This window comes from Paenibacillus spongiae (genome assembly GCF_024734895.1).
Lineage (GTDB): Bacteria > Bacillota > Bacilli > Paenibacillales > Paenibacillaceae > Paenibacillus_Z > Paenibacillus_Z spongiae.
Genome location: NZ_CP091430.1, coordinates 266502 through 290000, shown reverse-complemented (window position 1 = coordinate 290000; position 23499 = coordinate 266502). Strand labels below are relative to the sequence as shown.

The window sequence follows — 23499 nt, the reverse complement described above, 5'->3', positions numbered from 1 at the left end:
GCCGCTTCGATTGCAAAGATGGCATAGTCGATTTGATCCTTGCCTAGCGCATATTCAAAATACCGCACCGCATTATCCCAGTCCTGTTTGGCGGCTTGAATTTCCGCAAACAGCTGATGAAGCTCCGCTTTCGATTCTTTGTTCAATTCCGCCTTACTCTTATTCGATTGAAACCAACGCGTCCACTTCATAATACCCCCGCCTTCCGCTTGTCCGATTTGTGCATGTACGCCGACGTGCATGTAGTACAAATCTATGCGGCACAAGGGGCAAAGTAGAACGGATTATAGAAGCTGGCTTATTGAAAAAGCCCTGCGAGGCTATCCTCACAGGGCTCAGGCGTATTAGCTTAATTCCCGGCGGCCTTCCAATGCCTTGGAAAGCGTCACCTCATCCGCATATTCCAGGTCGCCTCCAACAGGCAGGCCATGTGCAATGCGGGTGATTCTTATGCCGAAGGGCTTCACAAGGCGGGATAGGTACATCGCAGTCGCTTCGCCTTCTACGTTCGGGTTCGTGGCCAAGATCATCTCCTGCACACGCTCGTCGCTTAACCGCTTCAGAAGCTCCGCGATCCGGATATCGTCCGGACCGATTCCTTCAATCGGCGAAATAGCACCCTGCAGAACATGATATTGCCCGTTGAATTCCTTCATCCGCTCCAAGGCTACCAGGTCCTTCGACTCCTGCACCACGCATATGACGGAGCCGTCGCGGGTTTTGTCTTGGCATATGCGGCAAGGATCGATGTCCGTAATATTACAGCAAACGGAGCAGTAATGGAGATTGCGCTTGACGCTTACGAGCGCCTTGGCAAAATCGATGACATCATCTTCTTTCATCCGCAGCACATGGAAAGCCAGCCTTGCCGCTGTCTTCGGTCCAATGCCCGGCAAACGGCTGAAAGCATCGATCAGTTTGGCTATCGGTTCAGGATAATACAATGTGCAGCTCCTCTACTACGTTCGTTTAGAACAGACCCGGGATTTTCATACCGCCTGTATATTTGCCCATATCTTTGTTCGCAAGTTCGTCGGCCTTGTTCAGCGCATCGTTAACCGCAGTCAGCACCAGATCCTGGAGCATCTCCACATCATCCGGATCTACCGCTTCAGGCTTGATGACAATGCTCTGTACATTCTTGTGACCGTTGACGACAACCGTTACAACACCGCCGCCTGCTGTTCCTTCGACTGATTTTGTTCCAAGCTCTTCTTGCGCTTTCATCATTTGTTCCTGCATCTTCTTCACTTGCTTCATCATTTGATTCATGTTGTTCATGGAACTGGCCTCCTGGCATTCGTTTTAGTTGTCATCCACTACTACAAGATCTTCTCCAAACAGCTTAACAGCCTCTTCGACCCACTCCGGACGCTTCGGCTCACCGCCAGCCTCTTCCTGCTGCAGCGTGAGCGGTTCGGCAGCGGGCGCAGGGCCCTTATCCGCGGTCTGCCATTCTTTCATCATGACGGTAGCGAGCTTCACCGGACGGCCGAAGACCTCTTGAAGCACGCCTTCAATAAGCTCACGGTTGGCCGGCTTCTCCGTGGTCTCCCGATGCATGGTGTTCTTGAATGCGACCAGGACGGTATTGTCGACTGCCGCCACCGGCTCTCCGTCAACAAGCCAAGCATGTACCGTAATACGGGCTTCCTTCACCCGCTGCAGGATCTCACTCCATCTCATGCGCACCTGTCCGGTTGCCTGGCTCTCGGCCGCTGCCAGGAAGGGTCCCAGCTTCACGGTCGTCTTGGCAATGCCGGCCGATGTATTGGCACCTCTGAAGCCGCTGCCGGTCCGCCCGCCTTTATCCGGTCCGGCCGAGGCGGCCTCTCCCGCCGGGCGAACTCCTGAGCGCGAAAGCTCTTCGAGCTTACGCTCCAAAGTATCGATCCGCTGCTGAAGACGGGTGACCTCCGCAGGAGCCGCAGCTGCTGAACCAGCCGGCGCTGTACGATTACCTGCATCCGCCGCACTAGACGCTTGGGCGGCGGAACCGCCGCCTGAGTCTTGAACGGTGCATACCTTCATCAATGCGACTTCGAATATGGTTTGCGGAAGCGAAGCATGCCGGATCTCGCCCATATATTGATTCAGGATGTCGATCATCCGGAATAACCGGTCCGCGCTAAACGCTTCGGCCATCGCCCGGTACCGCTCCTGATCGACGATTCGTTCCGTTGCCGTGCGTCCAGGCGCAAGCTTAATGACGAGCAAATCCCTGAAATAATAGATGAGATTCTCCAAACACTTATCCGGACTCTTCCCTGCCTGCATAAGCCCTTCGACCAGAGGCAGAATGGCCCCCGCATTGCCATCGCGCACGGCGTCCGCAAGCTGGGAGAACTGCTCGGCTGCTAATCCGCCCGTAACGTCAACGGCATCGTTAAGCGTGATACGCTCGCCGCCGAAAGCGGAGACCTGTTCCAGCAGGCTGATCGCATCGCGCATACCGCCGTCGGACAGTCTGGCGAGATAAGCGAGCGCATCAGCCTCTGCCTGAATGCCTTCTTCTTCGCATATCAGGCGAAGCCGCTCGGTCTGCTCCGGCAGCGATACCTGACGGAAATCAAAGCGCTGACAACGGGAAATGATGGTGGCCGGCAGCTTGTGAGGCTCCGTCGTCGCCAGAATAAAGATGACATGTCCGGGCGGTTCTTCAAGCGTCTTAAGCAGAGCATTAAACGCTTCCGAGGTAAGCATATGTACCTCGTCAATGATATAAACTTTGTATCGGACTTCTGAGGGCGCATAACGCACCTTGTCCCGAATGTCGCGAATTTCATCAATGCCCCGGTTGGATGCGGCGTCAATCTCAACGACGTCCATGACCGTGCCGGCCGTTATGCCCCGGCAAGCATCGCATTCGTTGCAAGGCTCCGGCGCGGGCCCCCGCTGGCAGTTGATCGCCTTCGCCATAATTTTAGCTGCGCTGGTCTTGCCTGTTCCCCGCGGACCGTTGAACAAATACGCATGTGAAACACGCTGCTCCCGAATCGCATTTTGCAGCGTCTGAATGATATGCTGTTGGCCAACCATGTCCCCAAACGTCTGCGGGCGCCAGGCTCGGTATAAAGCGATATGTGACATGCGGACCGTTCCTTTCGCCATCTTCGGTTATTGCGCGAACGCGGTACGTAAACCAGGCGTCCGCTAGTGCAGACACCGCAATTTACACACTGTTCCTCTATTATACACGATCGTGTCCATGAGCAAAACTGTCAGTAGGGCAATATAATCATGAATAAAGCGCCTCTTTCCTTGCTGACCGCCCGGATCGTCCCTCCGAATTCATGCAGAATGCGCTGGCACACCGATAACCCCAGACCCGTCCCGCTTGCCTTGGTCGTAACGAACGGATCGAATATTTTATCCAGCATATGTACCGGTATTCCGGGTCCCGTGTCGTGTATCTCAATGATCAGTCTTCGTTCAGCTCCATCCAGTTCGGAATGGCCTATAACCGTTAATGTCCCCCCACTCGTCGTCATCGCTTCAATTCCATTTTTGCAAATGTTCAAAAAAACCTGCTTCAGCATTTCACGATCGGCCATAACTTGCGGCAGGCTGTTCTCAGGCTCCCAGTTAACGACCACATTATGAAGCAGCGCTTCACTCGCTACGATCGGCATGATTTCATTCAGCACCGCATCGACTTCCACGTAATCAAACACGACATTCTTCGGCTTGCTTAGAAGCAGAAATTCCCCTACAAGATTATTGATCCGATCTAGCTCGCTCAGCATAATTTCCGTATACCCGGCTTCCTTGTCCATTCCCTTTATAGCCATGGTCTTGCGGAACATCTGCAAAAACCCGCGGATGGCGGTAAGCGGATTGCGGATTTCGTGAGCGGCTCCAGCTGCGATTTGACCGATCATCGCCAATCTGTCGCTTCGCTGCACCTGTTCTTCCAGTGAACGGAGATTCGTAACGTCCTTGAAAATAACGTACGCGCCCTCCATCCCTCCGGTCGGACTCCGCAATAAGCCGACATCCATGAGCAGCTCTGCCCGTACCTCGCCCTGATACCATGTAATCGGATGATTGCGGACAGGCGCCCCGTTTTCCAACGTACGGCGAATCAATTCGTATTCGCTCCGCGCAGTGGCGAAGAAACGGATCAGCGGCTCGTTCATGACGAATGGCTTGGGTACCCCCAGCACCTGGCAAGCGAGCGGACTTATATCCATCACACGGGAATCCGGCCGAATCAGAATGACGCCCGTATCGGCGTCGGTAAGCATCGTCTCGCCCAGACGTTCCAATAAATTGGGATAATGGGCAGGCTCCTGTTCATACAGAAATAAAAGATTGCGGCCGCCTTCCTCCGTCTCGGCGTACAAAGACTGCACCGTTACACTTAGTTTCACACCATCTGCTTTAATCAAGTAAACCTGCGGAGGGGGCTCTGTGGATGCAGCGGAATGACCTTTTCCGAAAACTCCGTAATGCTCCAGTTGTTGAAATGATTTACTTTCAAAAATGATTCCGACATAACACATGACAAGAGCGGAAGCTGCATAGCCTGTTTCGCGCAAAAACACCGGGTTGCACCGATTGATTTCGCCCCATTCATTCAATACGACAACCATCGTCCTGGGAAGCCGATTTATGTAATCGTCAAGTGCCTGCAGGCTTAGCCGGATCAGTGGGGCTGGTGGAAACACATTCATTATTCATCCCCCTCTTGCAGTCCATTCACATGCCAAACAGTTCAAATTACCTGTACAATAATTCGTCCTCAATCCAACATAATCCTGCCAAAAATGCAAAAAACATCCTGTTCGTCTTCCACTGCTTGCGAAAGAACGAACAAGGATGTTTGCTTCATGTCGTTAAGAATAGTACCGTGCACCTATCTTCGATATATGCGATCCGGGCGGCATTGTTATTCCCAGCTCGGGACAGGCACTCCTCCGGCACATGAACGAGCCTGCTTACGGCTGCTTCCTTCCGGACCTGACCGGGTTCACAGGTGCCCATTGCGGAGGACCCGTCCGTCAACGCTGTTCCTAACCGCCAGACCCCACATCGACATAACCTCTAATAGGAATTCAACCTCGCTGTAGCGGATTGCGAGTTACAGGGCACCGCTACCTCCCCATCTAGCACGGCAGAGATAAGTATAGCGCGTTCTGTCCCAAGATGCAACCGCTTAGCAAACAATGGCTGATTTACCGGGCCGTATTCACATGAATAACATAACGCGGCATATTGTAGCGAAGAACGGATATTGCCTTCTGGCGCAGCTGCAATTCATCGACGCCAGGCGCCGGCTTTAGCGTCGCATACAGGTTCGGTCCTTGAAACATAATACTCACATTCGCGACTCCGTCTATTTCCTTGAGCTTTCGCTTGGCGAAATCGCCATCCTCGCCGTAATTCAGATACGATCCGTTCTTATTGAACAGATGCGGATTGCTGTTGGAAAGGCCCATGTATCCGTCATGTCCGTACGACTCCGTACGAGCCTTATTGCCGCTGGTGCCCTTATTCGAGCATGCGCCTGCCCCGATCGCCACGGCAAGTGAAATAACAGCAAGGGAAGAAACTTTAGTCATCCGGTGCTTCGCGAATGCGCGCCACTGACGCTGAAATAACATAAAAAAACCCCCTTCAGTCCATAGGATGGCTGAAGGAGGTTCTTGTATTCTGCTAATTTTCGGCAGAAACGGCGCGAACTGCTTAGATGCCGTATTTCTTTTTGAATTTGTCGACGCGGCCGCCGGCATCCAGGAACTTTTGCTTACCCGTGAAGAATGGGTGGCAAGCGGAGCAAATCTCAACGCGCAGGTTCTGTTTAATGGAACCGGACTCGAAACTGTTGCCGCAAGCGCAAGTTACCGTGGTGACGTGGTATGTCGGATGAATACCTTGTTTCATTGCGTTCACCTCTCTCTGCCCTGAGTCTCAGGCGGACCCAGAGTTAAAATGCACATACAAACGGATTATAGCACTCATGCCCGGTTACTGCAATCTTTTTAACTTCCAAATAGCGGTCCCCGCTGCAGACGAGCCGGTACCGATTTATTTGGCAGGCGCCGGAGGAACATGCGTGTAAGAGCCGATCGTAACATCCGGCAATTCCTCCGCAAAGATTTCAAGCATCTGCTTCATTCCATAAATTTCGCCTTCCGGCTTCGGAATGAGTGCCAGATAGCTCTCCGGATCAATATTCAGATTGCGCATCTGAATGAACCGCAGTCCAGTCCGCTTCGCAAAGCCAATCATCGCCTCCATCTCTTCCTCCCGATCGGTCACGCCCGGGAAAATAAGATAGTTGATGGAAGTATAGACGCCTTTGTCGGAAGCATATTTCAACGACTTCTCTACATTGGCTAGCGTATAGCCTCGCGGTTTATAGTACGCATTGTAATGCTCGTCCAGCGCACTGATGGTGCTGACGCGCATCAAGCTCAGCCCGGCATCCACTATCGCGCGTATGTGATCGGTCAGACCCGCATTCGTATTGATGTTGATGTGTCCCATGGACGTTATGCTGCGCACCTTGCGCATTGCTTCGACGATAATTTTGGCTTGCGTGGAAGGCTCCCCTTCACAGCCCTGGCCGAAGCTGATGATCGACTCCGGCGTCTTCAGATGCTCCAGCATGATCTCCGCAACTTCGTCAACCGTCGGCTTGAAATTCATGCGCGTTTGCGGCGCGATAAAGCCGCTGTCGTCCGGCTGTTCGGAGATGCAGCCATAGCAGCCCGCATTGCACGAATAGGAGACGGGAACCGCACCTTCCCAGCGCTGCAAAAAGGTATTGGATGCTGTCAGGCACTCATACTCCAGCGCACACTTGGACAAATGCTTGTACAGCCGGTTGTCCGGATATTTCGTCGTCAGCCGGTCAACCTGAATCCGGAGCTCCGAAAGATCGCAGTTCAGCGGATTCCACCTCTCCGGATCGTCGCACTGCTGCGCAGCAACGTAGAAACCGCCGTCCTTCCATACAACGGCCGAATAACCGAACAAAGGTAACATCTGCGCCTTGTCCGTCTTCATGTAGCTTGGGATACATAGTCTGGTAAAACCTTGCGGCAGCAGCGCGCCTACCGCTTGAACATCACCCGGCAGCGGAAGCATCTTCCCCGTTGACGCTTCGATCCCGATCGGGCGGGTGTTGGGCAGTCCGACCAGCGTCGCGCCATCCGGCAGCGGAATCAGCTCGTCCTCCAGCAATTCAACGACCATATCACCGCTGCGCCCTAACCCGATCCAATCGGGATGATCGAACAGATTGCCTTGAGCATCGGCGTATACGAGATTCATCATACTCTACGATACAGGCGTCGAGCGAGTCGGACGCCTTCCTCCACCCGTGCTGCCCGTCCCGCTGGTGCTGGAGCTTGAGCTGGCGCTCTGCGGTCTGGAGACAGAGGCTGGCGATTGCCCCGCGTTCGAAGTATCGAGGGAATTCAAGAACTCTTCATTCGTCTTCGTGTCTTTCAACTTCTTCAGGAAATTGTCTACGAATTCGATCGAATCGTTCATCCCTTTGCGGATGGCCCATACCTTATCCAATTCTTCCTTGGTGAGCAGCATTTCTTCGCGCCTTGTACCGGAACGGCGAATGTCGAGTGCAGGGAATATACGGCGTTCAGCCAATCTCCGATCCAAGTGCAGCTCCATATTGCCCGTACTCTTAAATTCTTCATAGATAATATCGTCCATGCGCGAACCTGTTTCGACCAAAGCCGTAGCCAAGATCGTTAAGCTTCCGCCTTCTTCCACGTTGCGCGCCGAACCGAAGAACCGTTTCGGGCGATGGAAGGCGGCAGGATCGATACCGCCGCTAAGCGTACGGCCTGATGGCGGCACCACGAGATTGTACGCCCGTGCCAGACGCGTAATGCTATCCAGCAGAATCACGACGTCTTTCTTGTGTTCCACAAGCCGCAGCGCACGCTCGAGAACAAGCTCGACGACTTTAATATGGTTCTCCGGAAGCTCGTCGAACGTTGAAGCGACCACTTCCCCTTTCACCGAACGGGACATGTCGGTTACTTCCTCCGGACGCTCGTCAATAAGCAGCACAAACAGCTCTATGTCCGGATGATTGGATGAAATGCTGTTGGCGATTTCCTTCAGCAGCATCGTCTTGCCTGCTTTCGGAGGCGCAACGATAAGTCCGCGCTGGCCTAAACCGACAGGAGCAAGCAAATCCATAATACGGGTCGATAGATTGGTTGGGGAAGCTTCAAGCACCAGTTTCTCTTGCGGATAAAGGGGAGTAAGGGCAGGAAAATGAAGACGCTCGGCGGCTTGTTCGGGGCTTTGTCCATTGACGGCATTGACCTGAAGCAAGCCAAAATAACGTTCATTCTCTTTCGGAGCACGGCATTTGCCGGAGACGAGGTCACCAGTGCGCAGATCAAATTTACGGATTTGCGAGGCGGAGATGTAGATATCCTCTGTACTTGGCAAATAGTTGATCGGGCGCAGGAAGCCGAAACCTTCAGGTAAAATCTCGAGCACGCCTTGCATGAACATCAGTCCGCTTTTCTCGGCTTGCGCACGCAATATTGCAAAAATAAGTTCTTTCTTCTTCAGCTGACCATAATACGGAATTTGATACTGTTTGGCGAGCTTGTACAGCTCCGTCAGCTTCAATTCTTCCAGATCGACGATCTGAAGATCGCTCATGTTCTCACCACTTCTTTGTCAATGATCTTAATAAATCCAGCTTGTTCCAGCATTGCCGGAATCTCTGCGGTCTATTCCACAGGGCTCGCTCCCGGCAATCTAGAATCTAATGTTATTCGCCTTCGCGCCAGACGTCCGCGCCCAGCATGCGCAAATTATCTACCAAATTGTCATAGCCGCGGTCAATATATTCCACGCCTGTAATCTCCGTAACGCCATCCGGCACAGCAAGTGCAGCGACGACCAGCGAAGCGCCGGCTCTGAGGTCGGCAGCACGAACTTTAGCGGCATTAAGCGTTCCGCCCTCGATGATGGCCGAGCGGCCTTCCACTCGAATGTTCGCGCCCATCCGCGTAAGCTCCGGAACATGCTTGAACCGGTTGCTGTACACGTAGTCGCTTAGTATGCTTACACCCTTGGCTTGCGTGAGCAGGCTCGTCATCGGCGATTGCAAATCGGTGGCAAAACCGGGGTATACAAGAGCCTTGACATCGATCGCCTCGTAGTGAGGCTGACCCACGATTCGAATGGACTCGTCCATCTCATAGACATGGACACCCATCTCTTGCAGTTTAGCGGTTATCGCTTCCATATGCTTCGGAATGACATTATCGATCAGTACGTCACCGCGCGTTGCCGCAGCGGCAATCATATACGTACCTGCTTGAATGCGGTCAGGAATAATGGAGTGCCGGCAGCCATGCAGCCTGTCGACTCCTTCGATGCGGATCGTTTCCGTGCCCGCACCTTTAATTTTCGCGCCCATGGCGTTGAGAAGAGTAGCTACATCTATAATTTCAGGCTCTTTCGCCGCATTTTCGATAATCGTGGAACCTTTGGCCCGCGAGGCCGCAAGCATAATGTTAATCGTAGCGCCAACACTGACGACGTCCAAATAAATTTTAGCACCGCGCAGTTCCTTCGCTACAATACGAACGGAACCGTGCTCGTTGGTGACCTGGGCTCCCAGAGCCTCGAAGCCTTTAATATGCTGTTCGATCGGACGCGGCTCGAAGTTGCAGCCTCCTGGCAGCCCGATCGTAGCTTCGCCAAACCGGCCAAGCATCGCGCCCATCAAATAATAGGAAGCACGAAGCAATTTCACGTTCCCGTTCGGCATCGGCTTGGACCGCATCATGGAAGGGTCGATGACGATCGAATCCCCGCTCCAGCTTACCGTACCGCCAAGCTCTTCTAGAATCTCACTATAAACCGCAACGTCGCTGATATGTGGCAGGTTGTCCAGCGTAACCGTTGTTTCCGCCAATATCGATGCCGGCAGCAGGGCCACCGCGCTATTCTTGGCACCGCTTATTTGCACGGTCCCGCGCAGCGGATGTCCGCCGCGAATCATTAATTTTTCCATCCGTCTCATTATCCTCCCCGTTCGGAAGGGAGCAAGAATTGATCCCCAAAAGGTGAAGTTATCCTTCTCATATTTGTACGACTGCTTCTGGCATTCGTTCCACAACGTATCGCGGGAATCCATACTTTACTCATCTTTAAAAAGAAAGCCGCCTTGAGGCGCACAGCCCGCTCCGAAGGGATGGGGAGCGAATAGCATAGATGCTTGTCGCTGCCACCACATAAGAAATAGAGGCGGATGCCGGGCTGCAGCGTCTAAAGGCGGCTTCGCTGCTGCTTAAGGAAACTAGGCTTGATTGCTGCTTCCGAACAAACGAATTTTTTCTTGAACGACTGCCTTCATTGCATTCTTAGCAGGCGTCAAATATTTGCGTGGATCGATTACTGAAGCGTTCGCACCCAGAACTTCGCGGATCGTGTTCGTGCAAGCCACTTGGTTCTCTGTGTTAACGTTGATTTTGCCAACGCCGGCTTGGATGGACAGACGAATCGCTTCGTCAGGCACACCGGAACCGCCATGCAAAACAACCGGTACCGGAATGGCATCGGATACTTTTTGGATGATATCATAGTGAATCTTAGGCTCGCCTTTGTACATACCGTGAGCAGTACCAACTGCGATTGCCAGGCAATCGACGCCAGTTTCTTCGTAGTAACGAATTGCTTCCTCAGCATTTGCGAGGGTTGCGTGCTCTTCGTCTACGCTAATATCATCCTCAACGCCGCCAATAGTACCAAGCTCGCCTTCTACGGATACGCCCATTGCACGTGCCGCTTTAACAACTTGCTTCGTCAGTTCAATGTTTTCTTCGAGTCCATAGTGGGATCCGTCGAACATAACGGAGGAGAAACCTGCGCGGATACACTTCATTGCAACGTCAAAGCTGCTGCCGTGATCGAGGTGCAGTGCGATTGGAAGACCTGATTTCTTCGCCGCCGCTTCTGCGATGGCAACGGTAAATTCGATGCCCATATATTTCAGTGCGCCTTCGCTGACACCGAAAATGAATGGTGATTTCTCTTCCATAGCAGCTTCCACAATCGCTTGCGCAAACTCCAGGTTGTTCATATTGAACTGGCCAACCGCAAACTTGTTCGCTTTTGCCTTCGGTAAAAATTCGTTCATCGATACGAGTGGCATGGTTGCTCTATTCCTCCAATACGGTATTTTTTTATCAAGTCCGGTTCTGACTTGTCCTGTGCCATTATACCACAACACCAGCTTGTTTGATACTGTCAGACCAAACGTGAACAGCCCGCCCCGGATGTGTTCCGGGGAGCGCAGATTCATGAAAAAAATAGGACCCCTTAGGATCCTATTGCATACCAGTTGTTCGATTCTCCTCCGCGAAGCTGCATGTTGACGGCAACCCGCATTTCATCGATGTCGAACGGCTTTGTAAAGTGCATGAGCGCACCATGGTCCGTCGCTTCCTTGATCATGTCGAGCTCCCCGTAGGCGGTCATCATAATCACTTTGATGTCTTTGTTAATCGCCTTCACGTGCTTCAAAATTTCCAGACCATCCATGCCAGGTATTTTCATATCTAACAAGACAAGATCGGGCGCTTCGGATTTCACGATTTCGAGCGCCGACTTACCATTGGAGGCCTGAAAGGTCACATACCCTTCGCTGCTGAATACTTCCATAAGCAAGACACGAATCCCGTTTTGATCATCCACGATCAACACTTTCTTCTTATCCAACTTGAACCCTCCCAGGAACGCGACGACTTGCGACACGATTTGGTCATCTCTTCCATAATCGTTAATATATTCGCGCGTCAAGTTTCAATATCCTGCTTCTCATTGGAAAAAAAGTAAGAAAAGTAATTAGCTTTCGCTTTTTTGGAGCGCAGCTCTTACAAAACCGCGGAACAGCGGCTGCGGACGGTTCGGGCGCGACGTGAATTCCGGATGGAATTGAACGGCCAGGAACCACGGATGATCCGGAAGCTCCACCATCTCGACAAGCCGGCCATCCGGCGAAGTACCGGAAATGATCAAGCCTGAATTTTCAATCTGCTCGCGGAATTCATTGTTGAATTCGTAACGATGGCGGTGACGCTCATAGACCAGCTCGTCCGCATATTCGCGCTCTGCGAGCGAACCTGGAACCAGCTTGCACGGATATAGTCCCAGACGCATCGTACCGCCCATATCTTCGATATCCTTCTGCTCAGGAAGAAGATCGATAACAGGGTAGGACGTCGACGGGTTAATCTCCGAGCTGTTCGCATCGCGAAGCCCTGTAATGCTGCGAGCATATTCAATAACCGCGACCTGCATGCCCAAGCAAATGCCGAAGAACGGAATTTTCTGCTCACGCGCATAACGAATGGCCGTAATTTTACCTTCAATGCCCCGGTCGCCGAAGCCGCCCGGCACCAGAATGCCGGATACGCCCTTCAAATTGTCGGCAACGTTGTGTTCAGTCAGTTCTTCCGCATTCACCCATCTAATCTTCACGTCCGCATCGGCATCGAAGCCTGCGTGGCTCAGCGATTCCACAATGCTGAGATAAGCGTCATGGAGCGCAACATATTTGCCGACAATGGCAATCTCGGTCGAGCGCTTCAAATTCTTGACGCGGTCCACGAGGCTGATCCATTCCGTCATATTCGGCTCGTTCGTCGTCAGCTTCAAGTGGTTCACGACAAAGTCGTCCAGCCCTTGCTCGCGGAGATTGAGCGGAACCTCATACAGCGTCGGCGCATCGATGCATTCTATAACGGCACCCGGATCAATGTCGCAGAACAGCGCAATCTTGCGCTTCAGCTCATCGGCCATCGGGTATTCCGTACGGCAAACGATGACATTCGGCTGAATGCCGATGCTGCGGAGTTCTTTCACGCTATGCTGCGTCGGCTTCGTCTTCACTTCGCCGGCCGCCTTAATGAATGGAATAAGCGTCACATGGATGTACATGACATTGTCGCGTCCGATATCGCTCTTGATTTGGCGGATCGCCTCAAGGAACGGCAGGCTCTCGATATCGCCGACCGTGCCGCCGATTTCGGTGATGACGACATCCGATCCGGTTTCTTTGCCCGCACGGAACACACGGTCTTTAATTTCATTGGTAATGTGAGGAATGACTTGCACCGTTCCGCCCAGGTACTCGCCCCGGCGCTCTTTGGTAATGACTGTCGAATAAATCTTGCCCGAGGTCACGTTGCTGTTCTTGGACAGGTTAATGTCGATAAAGCGCTCATAATGCCCTAGATCAAGGTCAGTCTCCGCACCGTCGTCCGTAACGAAAACTTCACCGTGCTGGTATGGGCTCATCGTTCCCGGGTCCACGTTAATGTACGGGTCGAACTTCTGGATCGTTACCTTCAGACCCCTGTTCTTGAGCAATCGGCCGAGCGAAGCCGCCGTAATGCCCTTACCCAGGGAAGACACGACACCGCCTGTTACAAAAATGTATTTGGTCACTTGATGATACCCTCCACGCTAGTATGTTAAAGTATAGGGTTGCCCATTTTCGCTATAAAAATGGTTCGAAAAAAAGAAAAAAGTGACACCCGTATAGACGGGGCACTTTCTCGATTTGGCATGTACTTATATCCGAACTAGAAGCCCATGCAATAGTTTACTCTGCCCGGCTTCCAGTGTCAAGAGAATAAGACCACCCTTTATTTCTCATCCTCATCGTCGTCGCTATCGTCCGAATCATCGTCTTCGAAGTCGTCTTCTTCGTCCTCGCTATCTTCGTCTTCGGCGTCGACGCCTTCACCTTCAAGCTCTTCTTCGTCGTCGATCAATACTTCCTCGTCGACTTCCTCTTCGTTCTCGGACTCGTCGAAGATTTCTTGATCCTCATCGTACATATCGTAATCTTCATCGTCCGCCGCGTATGTCTCTTCTTCCTCTTCCGCAAAGATATCGTCGTCGTCATCTTCGTCATTGATGATGCGAGGACGCTTCGCGTTCGAAACCGGATCCTCCGAGCGCTCTACCGGATACCAGCGCTTCAGCCCCCACATGTTGCTGCCGACGCACGCAAACCGTCCGTCAATATTAATCTCCGTATATACTTGCGCAATTACCTGGTTGATTTCTTCTTGCGACAATTTTCTGATTTTGGCAATTTCCATCATCAAGTCCCGGTAGTAGAACGGGGTGTTAGCCGCCTTCAGCAGCTCAAATGCCAAATCAACCATCGGCATTTCCTTGATGCGTTCGGGATCGATTTTCAAAGTGACCTCGCTGCTCATATGTACATCTTCCTCTCGTACGAATGCGAATCAGCTTCGCTGCTTGCGTTCCTTTTTCAACCTATAGTAAAACCTATTTCCTTTAAAAAAGCAAGCTTGATGCCTGTTCACAGGCAAAAAGATAAAGCGAAGGGCATTCCCTTCGCTTTGACTGTATCCTCCGAAAGCGAGGGATCGCCCTCCGTCCCGGTAGTCAGAGCCGGTGCAACGGCTCTTCATTCATTCTATGTACCCGCATGGCGAATGACACGGTTCGAAAGCCTATTTCTTCAAGAAAAGGTCACTTGCTCATACAGCTTGTTGCATGGCTTCATACAATACTGCAGCATGATCCGCCTGAGAGGGGGACGCCTATTTGGACAGAACCGCAATTCTCCGCTGGTTGCACAGTGCGATGACCTCATCCGGACACGGGACGAAGCGGCGGATCGTCCGCTTTCGGCAGCAGAGCGATTACAGGCGTTTTCTTGAGATCTGGTCGGATATGGCCCCACCGCCTGCTACCCCGCCTATCATCAGGCACCTGCCGCTTATCGAAGCCTTCTCAATTCCCGTATCATTGGACTTACCGGACTTTGCTCCTTTATTGGGAGAAGGCGCACAGGTGGAGGAGGATACATCAATATGCGTCCACAACACCGTGTTAAAACCCGCCGCCCGCGATAAGGGCATCCCTTGGGGTGTCCAGCAAATTAAGGCCCCGCAAGCCTGGAGCGCGACTACCGGCCATCGAATTAAAATCGGCGTTATCGATACGGGGGTCGATTATAACCACCCTGATTTGAGGCAATCTCTCGGTCGCGGCATCAATTTATTGAACCGCAGCGCATTGCCCTATGACAACAACGGTCATGGAACGCACATCGCGGGTACGATCGCCGCCGCCAACCAAATGCAAGGCATGATTGGCGTCGCGCCCCGGGCGACGATTTTCCCGGTTAAGGCGTTCGACCACAACGGAAGCGCGTTCGTATCGGATATCGTGATGGGGATCGAATGGTGCGTCCGCAACCGGATGGACATCATCAATATGAGCTTTGGCATGAAGACGCGCAGCAAATCGCTGCTCAATGCCGTCAACATCGCCTATAACGCAGGCATTATCATTATCGCTTCTTCCGGCAACGACGCCAAGCGCAAGTCCGTCGACTACCCCGCAAGGTACCCCCAGACGGTTTCGGTCGGCGCCACCAACAAGCTCCGGCGCATTGCGCAATTCAGCAACCGCGGCTCCTTCATCGATATCTACGCGCCAGGCGACAAAATATTATCGTCCTGGCTGCGCGGCAAGTACCATGAAATGAGCGGCACCTCTATGGCAACCTCGCATGTCAGCGGCGCAGTCGCGCTGCTGCTCGCCTATCGTCCCGGGCTCTCGCCGGGCGAGATCAAATCGATACTTAAGCGGTCGATGCTGCCGCTTCGAGGTTTAAAAAAGTCGTCCCGAATCATTGGGGAGCTTGATGTTGTGCGAATGCTTCAAGCCGCGGATCGATAATCCGCGGCTTCTTGACGTTTGCTGTATGGAAAACCACCGCTGCGGGCGGGCAAGCCTAGCATCGGAGAGCTAGTCCGCTATGCTACATGCGGTCCGGCGCCGAAACGCCGACAAGGCGCAGTACATTGGCCAGAACGGTGCGAACCGCTGCCAGAAGCGCCAAGCGAGCCTTCGTCTGCGCAGCGTCTTCCGTAATGACGCGCTCGGCCCGGTAATAGCTGTGGAATAGCGAGGCCAGCTCATATACATAACGGATTAAACGGTGCGGCGCGTAGAGCTCCGCGGCTTCCGCGATCTCCTGCGGCAGCTCGCCCATTTTGCGCAAAATATCGTATTCGTGCTCGCTTGTCAGCTTGCTCAAATCGATGGAGCCGATTGGGCCCATATCCACGCCTTGCTCCTCCGCCTGCCGGTGAATGCTGCATATGCGCGCGTGAGCGTACTGTACATAATAGACCGGATTTTCATTCGATGTCGAGATCGCAAGATCCATGTCAAAATCAAGATGCGAGTCCATGCTGCGCATCGTGAAAAAATAGCGAATCGCGTCGACGCCGACTTCATCCATTAAATCTTCCATCGTGACGGCTTTGCCGGTCCGCTTGGACATCTTCACCTTCTCGCCGTTCTGGAAGAGGCTCACCATCTGTGCGATCAGCACGACAAGCTTCTGCGGATCGTTGCCCAGAGCGGCCATCGCCGCCTTGACGCGCGGGATATAGCCATGATGATCCGCGCCCCAAATGTTGATCATCCGGTCGAATCCGCGGCCGAATTTATCACGGTGATAGGCGATATCAGGCGTCAGATAGGTATACGAGCCGTCATTCTTCACGAGAACGCGGTTTTTGTCGTCGCCGTAAGGCATCGTGGACAGCCAGGTCGCCCCTTCCTCCTCGAACACTTCGCCGCGCTCGCGCAGCGCTTCCAGCGCTTGCTCGACCTGGCCGGTTTCGTAAAGAGAGGTCTCGCTGAACCAGACATCGAAGCCGACGCGGAAACGGCCCAGGTCGCGTCTGATCTTCTCCAGCTCCCGCTCCAGCCCGTATTGGCGGAAGAACGTGAAACGCTCCTCCTCCGTCAAGGACAGGAGACGGTCGCCTTCCGCCTCGACAAGCACCTTGGCAAAGCCGACGATATCTTCACCGTGATAGCCGTCCTCAGGCATCTCCGATTCCAAGCCGAGCGCCTGCTTGTAGCGCGCATCGATGGATAGCGCCAGGTTCTCCACCTGCTTGCCGGCGTCATTGATGTAATACTCGCGGGTAACGTCGTAACCGGCAAAGTCCAGCACGTTGCACAGCGCATCGCCGACTGCCGCTCCGCGGGCATGGCCCAGATGGAGGCTGCCGGTTGGATTGGCGCTCACGAATTCAATCTGAACCCGCTGCCCTCCGCCTGCGGCAATACGCCCGTAATCCTCGCCTTGATCCAGAACGCTGGCGATGACGGGATACAGATAGCTCTTATCCAACCGGAAATTGATAAAGCCCGGCCCGGCGATTTCAGCCGATTGGATGGAAGCCTTCCCGGTATCCAGATGGGCGACAATCGCTTCCGCGATTTGGCGCGGATTCTTCTTCGCCAGCTTCGTCAGCTGCATGGCCGCATTGGTTGCCAGGTCGCCGTGCGACTTATCCTTGGGCACCTCCAGCACAAATACCGGGAGCTCCTCCCGGGCAACGAGTCCTGCGGCTACGACCGCATCGGCGATCGCTTCTTTCAATCTATCGTGCAGCTGTTCCAATACATGTGTTGTCATTGTTTCTGTAATCCTCCTAAATATTGTAGTCGGGCACGCATTGTCCGTTCTAGCTCCATTCTTCCGCACGCATCCGGATCATAAAATCACCCGCAGGCTGTTCCCCCACATGCAGCGAATAGTGCCATTCAATCACCATCGGGAGCGTCGGCTGCAGAAGCGCATGCTCCGAGTCATCCAATGTCCTGCCGCCGCTCTGCACCCGCAGCCGGGTCGTCTCCGTCTCCATCGCAAACCGCGCGTGAGGCGATGCGTAACGCCCGCTGCGTCTCGATCCTGGCATGAACGTTTGCTCCGATTCGACGCCCCCGCGCCGGGTAACGTTCAGCTCTCCGTCACGGAGGCGCACCAGCGTGCGCACCTCGCCATAATGGTCGTCCGCTTCCTCATACTTCACATACACCGTTCGTTCTTTGCGGAACCATTCGCCGGTATACTGCTGCACCTGCTTCTGGCCGTCAATCTCACTCTCCAGCGTAACACGCACTCTTGCCCTGTCGTTCATGTCCGTTACTCCCTGCCCAGCTTAATCTATGCTTTCTACTATATACAAAGAGTATGACCGATTACAACGCCTTCGGGGAAGGCGGAGGATCAGATCTGTTCCGGCACCTTAATCCCCAGCAGCCCGAGGCCCGAGCACAGCACCTTGTGCACCGCCGCGGCAGCCAGCAGCTTAGCGGAAGTTTCAGGCGCCGATTCCGTCAAAATGCGCTCTTGATGGTAGAAACGGTTGAAGCTCTTCGCCACCTCCAGCAGATAACGGGACAAGACCGCAGGCTCATGCGAACGAAGCGCACTGCGTACGGTATCGGGGTATGCCGCCAAAATTTTGAGACACTCCCAGGCGGCGGTCTGGGAGATATACGTTCCCGCTCCTTCGCTGGAAGGCAGCTGCGTACCCCCGCCGAAACCGCCCGAGTTCAGAAGCTTGTTAATCCGCGCGGCGGTATACTGCAAGTAAGGGCCCGTTTCCCCTTCAAAGCGGAGCGCTTCCTCCAGCGAGAAATCGGCCTCGAGCATACGGGTATGCTTCAGGTCCCCGAAAATGATCGCACCGATGCCGACCGCTTCCGCAACTTCGCGCTTATTCGCAAGATCGGCATTCTTCTCCTCGATGATCGCTTCCGCCTTCGCAACGGCTTCATCGAGCACCTCGTCCAGAAAGATAACCTGCCCCTTGCGCGTCGACATCTTGCGTCCTTCGAACTTCATCAAGCCAAAAGCGATATGCTCGCATTGCTCCGACCACTCATGCCCCATGCGCTGGAGTACGGCAAACACTTGTTTAAAGTGCAGCTTCTGTTCATTCCCCACTACATAGAGGAGACGGTCTGCGCCCATGACCTGCTTCCGGTAGATCGCGGTTGCCAAATCGCGCGTCGGATAGATCGTCGTGCCGTCCGATTTCAAGATGAGACAAGGCGGCATCCCTTCCTCGTCCAAGCGGACCACCTGAGCGCCATCGCTCTCCTCGAGAAGCCGTAGACGGTTCAGCTCTTGCACGACCGCCTCCATCTTATCGTTATAGAAGCTTTCGCCCAGCGTGTAATCGAAGGTTACGCCCAGACGGGCATAGACCCGCTCGAACTCCTCCAGACTGAACGCTACGAAATAGCGCCACAGCTCCTGCGCATCGGCCTCGCCCTTCTCCAGCTTCCAGAACCAGCGTCTCGCTTCATCCTCAAGCGCCGCGTCCTTCTCCGCTTCCTCGTGAAAGCGGACATAGAGGCGCAGACTTTCGCGGATAGGCTCTTCCTTCAGCTTCGCCTCGTCGCCCCAGCGGGTATAGGCGGACATCAGCTTGCCGAACTGCGTGCCCCAATCCCCGATATGATTGACCGCAATCACCTCGTACCCGAATGACCGGTACATATTGGCCAGCGCATTGCCGATCATGGTGGATCGCAGATGGCCGACTCCGAAAGGCTTGGCGATGTTGGGCGACGACAGATCGATGACCACCCGCTTGCCGCTTCCATCCGTTGATAGGGCAAAGTCCGGGGCAAGAATGCGGCCCAGCAGCTCGCCCACCCATTTCTCCCGGTTAAGAAACAGGTTCACATAAGGGCCGGCCGGCTCCGCGCGGACATCCGTATTCGATCCGTTGACCGCAGCCGCCAGATCTGCCGCAATTACCGCAGGAGGCCGTTTGAGCTCGCGCGCCAGCGGAAAACAAGGGAATGCAACGTCGCCCATCTCCGGCTTCGGCGGCAGCTCCATCGCAGCCATCAGCTCCTCGCGGGTCAATGAGATATGTGGCAGCAGACGATCCGCCGCCCATCCAAACAGCATTGCCGTCATATTGAATCCTCCCCGAACGAAAATTAAAAACAAAAAAACTCCGTCTCTGCAAAGAGACGGAGTTATGCTCCGCGGTACCACTCTTATGGCGTCGATATCGGGCCAGGCCTTGCGTAAATCGCAAAGAGCCGGGTTTGATTCGAGCCTCTCGAACACGGTAACGGTGTGACCGGATTGCCCTACGGCATAAGCCCTCAGGCAACCGACTCCAGGGTCCGCTTCCTCCCGCATCCGCACCGGCTTCCACCACCCCGGCTCGCTGTATCGGCTTCTTCGCGCAAAGTACTCTCCCGATCATCGTCGATTCTAATATTGTTTCTTATTATAGAGGGATTAGGATTAAAAAAGCAAGCGGTCCGGCAAGAAGACGGCAGATGCCGTCATTGGCGGCGAAGCAGCCCCCCTTGAACAAATCAGAAAAGGGTTTGCGTAAAGCTTAGCCTTACCGATCCTGCTAAGAAAGGCCCCGCCCCGCCGGTCCGCCTACCCCCAAATCGCCCTGCCATCAGACATCATGGTTGTCCGCAAGAGGCGACACGCGGCTCCCGGCATCGATCTCCGCAGCTCTCGGCCGGCACCGAAGCCCCCGGCCCGGTATTTCGGATGGGGTCGATGCAACAGCTATGACCAATGACGCAAGATAATTCCGGAGTTTCATAACGATTCCTCCATTCATTATCGTATCTACTGCCTATTACCCAATACCAGGGGGAGATTGAAACATTTACCCAATAAAAGGCAATACCGCGCGCCAGACCTCCATGCGATCGGCTGCGTTGCGCATTCGCGGGGTTGGAACCGGGCTGGTCGAGGGCAGCTTCAACCGGTCGATGGAACCCAGCACCCTATCGCTGCCGAATACCTTCAAGAAGGTGTCATGCGCCTTGCTGCCGTTGAACGCCAAGCATCGAATACCCGGATACTGAGCGATCAGCCCGGGCAGATCGTTAGGCAGCTCCCCTTTAATATTCACATCCAGGCTCCCTTCCCTTTCGCACGAGGCGATCACGTCCCACAGCGCGAAGCGATGAGACTGCGCGAACGCGAGCCGGTTTTCATACCCCGCGTCCGGCGTCCTATCGAACAAGCCATATAGGACGGGCCAGAAATAATTACGGGGATGGCCGTAATATTGATGCTTCTCCAGCGATGCAGTACCCGGCATACTGCCAAGTACGAGCACGCGGGCACGTTCATCAATTACGGGAGGGAACGAATGAACCCTCATCGCGTTTCGCCCCTCTCTATTCGGAATGGCCGTCCGCTCTTCAGCTTCGTCTAACGAGCGGGAGCACCTTGGCTTACAAGGACGCTGCGCTCTTTATCTCCTCCAGGAAGTCGGCGGCAGACCATTCAATTTTTCGATGCGGCTGCATATCTCATGCTGCCACTCCGTGTCGGAAGTCATCGAAGCCAGCAGCGAACAATTATACAGATGCGCCATCTGACGGCAGTACATCGCATTGGCAGCCAGGCAGTGCTCGAAATCGGCGTCCTCCGCGTCGGTCAACGGGCGCTTGCTTCTCAAGAGCCACAGCTCTGCCAATCTTTCGTGAATCGGTAGCAGACTCATCAGCGGTTCCCTCCTTCTATAAGCCATTATGGCCATAAAAAGAGCAGTTCTAGTCACTTGCGGCTGTCCGCTTCATTCTGCTCCGGCATCGATGGGTATGTACGAAAATAGCTCCCTCCGGGAATAGAGCAAAACCGGCCGCCGTATCGTACGGGGCCGGTCTCTAGGTTAGCAGCGGAATGCCTCTTGCAATGCCGCTTACTTAATGAAGCCTAACAGCATCTCGCGAATGACTTTCGCCGCCACGATCTGGGTCTGTTCGGTCGGATCGTAGGCCGGCGCAACTTCAACCAAGTCGCAGCCGACAACGTTCACGCCGGAACGCGCGATGGCATGTACCGCATCGAGCAGCTCCTTGCTCGTAATGCCGCCCGCTTCCGCCGTTCCGGTGCCCGGCGCGCATGACGGATCGAGCACGTCGATATCGATCGTCAGGTAGACCGGGCGTCCCGCAAGCTCAGGAAGCACCTTCTTAAGCGGCTCCAGCACCTCGAACGGGTAGAAGTTGATGTTCTCGCGCGCATAAGCCCACTCCTCGCGGGAGCCGGAGCGAATGCCGAACTGATAGATGTTCTTGCCGCCCATAAGACCGGCTGCCTTCCGCAGCGGAGTCGAATGGGACAGCGGCTCGCCTTCGTAATGCTCGCGAAGATCGGCATGCGCGTCGAAATGAATGATCGCCAGGTCCGGGTACTTCGCGTACACTTCCTTGAAGATCGGCCACGAGACGAGATGCTCGCCGCCAAGGCCGACCGGCAGCTTGCCGTCAGCCAACACGCCGCGAACATAAGAACCGATAATATCGAGCGAACGCTCCGCATTGCCGAACGGCAGCAGCAGATCGCCGGCATCGAAATATTCGATGTCCTCCAGGCTGCGATCGAGGTAAGGGCTGTATTCTTCAAGCCCGATGGATACTTCCCGAATCCGCGGCGGGCCAAAACGCGAGCCCGGACGGAAGGAGACCGTGAAATCCATTGGCATGCCGTAGATAACGGCTTTGGAAGCTTCATAGTTATCCGAGCTTAGAATGAAGACATTGCCGGAATATTGTTGATCTAGTCTCATCGCTTACCTGTCCCCTCTATTTCACCAGATCTTCCACAAACTTCGGCAGAACGAATGCCGCCTTGTGCAGACGCGGGGTGTAGTATTTCGTATCGATCTCCGGGATCGAGGCTTCATCCACTTCAAGCGGATCGTATTTCTTGCTGCCCATCGTGAAGGTCCATAGCCCGCTCGGATAGGTCGGCACGTTCGCCCAGTAGACGCGCACGATCGGGAATACTTCCTTCACATCGCGGTTGACGCTCTCGATCAGATCGGCCTTGAACCACGGATTGTCCGTCTGAGCCACGAAGATCCCGTCATCCTTCAGCGCTTCGTAGATGCCTTGGTAGAAACCGCGGGTAAACAGGTTAACCGCGGGACCAACCGGCTCCGTGGAATCCACCATAATGACGTCATAGCTGTTCTTATGGTCATGGATGTGCATGAAGCCATCGTTCACGATCACTTCTACGCGCGGGTTGTCCAGGTCGCCCGCTATATTCGGTAGATATTTCTTCGAGTACTCGATCACTTTGCCGTCGATCTCCACAAGCACGGCCTTCTCGACCTGCGGGTGCTTCAGCACTTCGCGGATTACGCCGCCATCGCCGCCGCCTACGACAAGCACGTGTTTCGGATTCGGATGCGTATACAGAGCCGGATGGGCAACCATCTCATGGTAGACAAATTCGTCCTTATCTGTCGTCATCACCATGCCATCCAGCACGAGCATCGTGCCGAATTCTTCGGTCTCGATCATATCGAGCTTCTGAAAGTCAGTTTGTTCGCTGACATAAGTCTCTTTAATCTTGGCTGTGATGCCATAGCTGTCGGTTTGCTTCTCGGTGTACCATAGTTCCATGGAGATCCCTTCTTTCTTCGTTGTATGTGATGAAAATGTATGATCCGTCGCCGAACGTCCAACCTGTATTATAGTGGAATGACGGGGTGAATTCAAACGGAATTATTGTGCCTTCCGCACAGCCGATCCAACCTTGCCAATCCCGCCAAAGCCTTGATTTCATAACGTTTTGCGCCTATCCCTTTAAGGTCGTCCGCTTTCATGAAGATT

At 54.0% G+C, this 23499-nt stretch carries 23 protein-coding genes and 1 other RNA gene (1 of these 24 cut by a window edge); 1 reads left to right on the top strand and 23 read right to left on the bottom strand.

Annotated elements, in window-relative coordinates; all coding sequences use genetic code 11:
* The 15 genes from L1F29_RS01340 to rpoE all read right to left on the bottom strand — a co-directional run.
* A protein-coding gene (locus L1F29_RS01340) for a DUF2508 family protein (protein WP_258386625.1) crosses the window boundary here: on the bottom strand, positions 1-191 show its 5' portion. 85 nt of this gene lie to the left of the window's left edge; only the first 191 of its 276 coding nucleotides appear in the window; its start codon is at positions 189-191; the stop codon falls past the left edge of the window.
* A 153-nt stretch (positions 192-344) separates the two neighbouring features.
* The gene (recR, locus tag L1F29_RS01335; protein ID WP_258386624.1) at positions 345-944 is read right to left on the bottom strand and encodes a recombination mediator RecR; all 600 of its coding nucleotides are present in this window, start codon (positions 942-944) and stop codon (positions 345-347) included.
* A 25-nt stretch (positions 945-969) separates the two neighbouring features.
* Positions 970-1281 (bottom strand): YbaB/EbfC family nucleoid-associated protein, encoded by a 312-nt coding sequence (locus L1F29_RS01330; RefSeq protein ID WP_258386623.1) that lies wholly within the window; start codon positions 1279-1281, stop codon positions 970-972.
* Between the two features lie 24 nt (positions 1282-1305).
* Positions 1306-3090: a DNA polymerase III subunit gamma/tau gene (gene dnaX / locus L1F29_RS01325; RefSeq protein WP_258386622.1), complete on the bottom strand. Its 1785-nt coding sequence runs from the start codon at positions 3088-3090 to the stop codon at positions 1306-1308.
* Positions 3091-3221: 131 nt separating this feature from the next.
* Positions 3222-4676 carry an ATP-binding protein gene (locus L1F29_RS01320; protein WP_258386621.1) on the bottom strand — a complete coding sequence of 485 codons (1455 nt, stop codon included), beginning with the start codon at positions 4674-4676 and terminating at the stop codon, positions 3222-3224.
* Between the two features lie 174 nt (positions 4677-4850).
* An RNA gene (gene ffs, locus L1F29_RS01315) (signal recognition particle sRNA large type) lies at positions 4851-5117 on the bottom strand.
* 60 nt (positions 5118-5177) lie between these two features.
* Complete coding sequence (locus L1F29_RS01310; protein ID WP_258386620.1) at positions 5178-5606, bottom strand: hypothetical protein; 429 nt, start codon at positions 5604-5606, stop codon at positions 5178-5180.
* A gap of 82 nt (positions 5607-5688) precedes the next feature.
* Entirely contained in the window at positions 5689-5886 is a 198-nt protein-coding gene (gene rpmE / locus L1F29_RS01305; RefSeq protein ID WP_091225099.1) for a 50S ribosomal protein L31, read from the bottom strand.
* 144 nt (positions 5887-6030) lie between these two features.
* Entirely contained in the window at positions 6031-7281 is a 1251-nt protein-coding gene (locus L1F29_RS01300; protein WP_258389571.1) for a radical SAM family protein, read from the bottom strand.
* Between the two features lie 6 nt (positions 7282-7287).
* Positions 7288-8655: a transcription termination factor Rho gene (rho, locus tag L1F29_RS01295; protein WP_258386619.1), complete on the bottom strand. Its 1368-nt coding sequence runs from the start codon at positions 8653-8655 to the stop codon at positions 7288-7290.
* 112 nt (positions 8656-8767) lie between these two features.
* Positions 8768-10021 (bottom strand): UDP-N-acetylglucosamine 1-carboxyvinyltransferase, encoded by a 1254-nt coding sequence (murA, locus tag L1F29_RS01290; RefSeq protein ID WP_258386618.1) that lies wholly within the window; start codon positions 10019-10021, stop codon positions 8768-8770.
* 285 nt (positions 10022-10306) lie between these two features.
* Positions 10307-11161, bottom strand: a complete 855-nt coding sequence (gene fba / locus L1F29_RS01285; RefSeq protein ID WP_258386617.1) for a class II fructose-1,6-bisphosphate aldolase — start codon at positions 11159-11161, stop codon at positions 10307-10309.
* Between the two features lie 167 nt (positions 11162-11328).
* Positions 11329-11727: a response regulator gene (locus tag L1F29_RS01280; RefSeq protein WP_309252404.1), complete on the bottom strand. Its 399-nt coding sequence runs from the start codon at positions 11725-11727 to the stop codon at positions 11329-11331.
* Positions 11728-11853: 126 nt separating this feature from the next.
* Entirely contained in the window at positions 11854-13458 is a 1605-nt protein-coding gene (pyrG, locus tag L1F29_RS01275; RefSeq protein ID WP_258386616.1) for a CTP synthase, read from the bottom strand.
* A gap of 200 nt (positions 13459-13658) precedes the next feature.
* Positions 13659-14240, bottom strand: a complete 582-nt coding sequence (rpoE, locus tag L1F29_RS01270) for a DNA-directed RNA polymerase subunit delta (protein WP_258386615.1) — start codon at positions 14238-14240, stop codon at positions 13659-13661.
* A 355-nt stretch (positions 14241-14595) separates the two neighbouring features.
* On the opposite strand from rpoE, the gene L1F29_RS01265 reads away from it, so the two are divergent.
* Positions 14596-15738 (top strand): S8 family peptidase, encoded by a 1143-nt coding sequence (locus L1F29_RS01265; protein ID WP_258386614.1) that lies wholly within the window; start codon positions 14596-14598, stop codon positions 15736-15738.
* Between the two features lie 82 nt (positions 15739-15820).
* On the opposite strand, the gene argS (L1F29_RS01260) is transcribed toward L1F29_RS01265, so the two are convergent.
* From argS (L1F29_RS01260) to speE, 8 genes are all read right to left on the bottom strand, one after another.
* Positions 15821-17500 (bottom strand): arginine--tRNA ligase, encoded by a 1680-nt coding sequence (gene argS / locus L1F29_RS01260; protein ID WP_258386613.1) that lies wholly within the window; start codon positions 17498-17500, stop codon positions 15821-15823.
* Between the two features lie 49 nt (positions 17501-17549).
* Positions 17550-18005, bottom strand: a complete 456-nt coding sequence (locus tag L1F29_RS01255; RefSeq protein ID WP_258386612.1) for a YwiB family protein — start codon at positions 18003-18005, stop codon at positions 17550-17552.
* Positions 18006-18094: 89 nt separating this feature from the next.
* Positions 18095-19795 (bottom strand): arginine--tRNA ligase, encoded by a 1701-nt coding sequence (gene argS, locus L1F29_RS01250; protein ID WP_258389569.1) that lies wholly within the window; start codon positions 19793-19795, stop codon positions 18095-18097.
* Between the two features lie 514 nt (positions 19796-20309).
* The gene (locus L1F29_RS01245; RefSeq protein WP_258386611.1) at positions 20310-20462 is read right to left on the bottom strand and encodes a hypothetical protein; all 153 of its coding nucleotides are present in this window, start codon (positions 20460-20462) and stop codon (positions 20310-20312) included.
* 66 nt (positions 20463-20528) lie between these two features.
* Positions 20529-21032, bottom strand: a complete 504-nt coding sequence (locus L1F29_RS01240; RefSeq protein ID WP_258386610.1) for a DNA-deoxyinosine glycosylase — start codon at positions 21030-21032, stop codon at positions 20529-20531.
* A gap of 93 nt (positions 21033-21125) precedes the next feature.
* The gene (locus tag L1F29_RS01235) at positions 21126-21377 is read right to left on the bottom strand and encodes a DUF7667 family protein (protein WP_258386609.1); all 252 of its coding nucleotides are present in this window, start codon (positions 21375-21377) and stop codon (positions 21126-21128) included.
* Positions 21378-21575: 198 nt separating this feature from the next.
* Complete coding sequence (gene speB / locus L1F29_RS01230) at positions 21576-22445, bottom strand: agmatinase (RefSeq protein ID WP_258386608.1); 870 nt, start codon at positions 22443-22445, stop codon at positions 21576-21578.
* A 16-nt stretch (positions 22446-22461) separates the two neighbouring features.
* Positions 22462-23289: a polyamine aminopropyltransferase gene (gene speE, locus L1F29_RS01225; RefSeq protein ID WP_258386607.1), complete on the bottom strand. Its 828-nt coding sequence runs from the start codon at positions 23287-23289 to the stop codon at positions 22462-22464.
* Positions 23290-23499 lie beyond the last annotated feature (210 nt).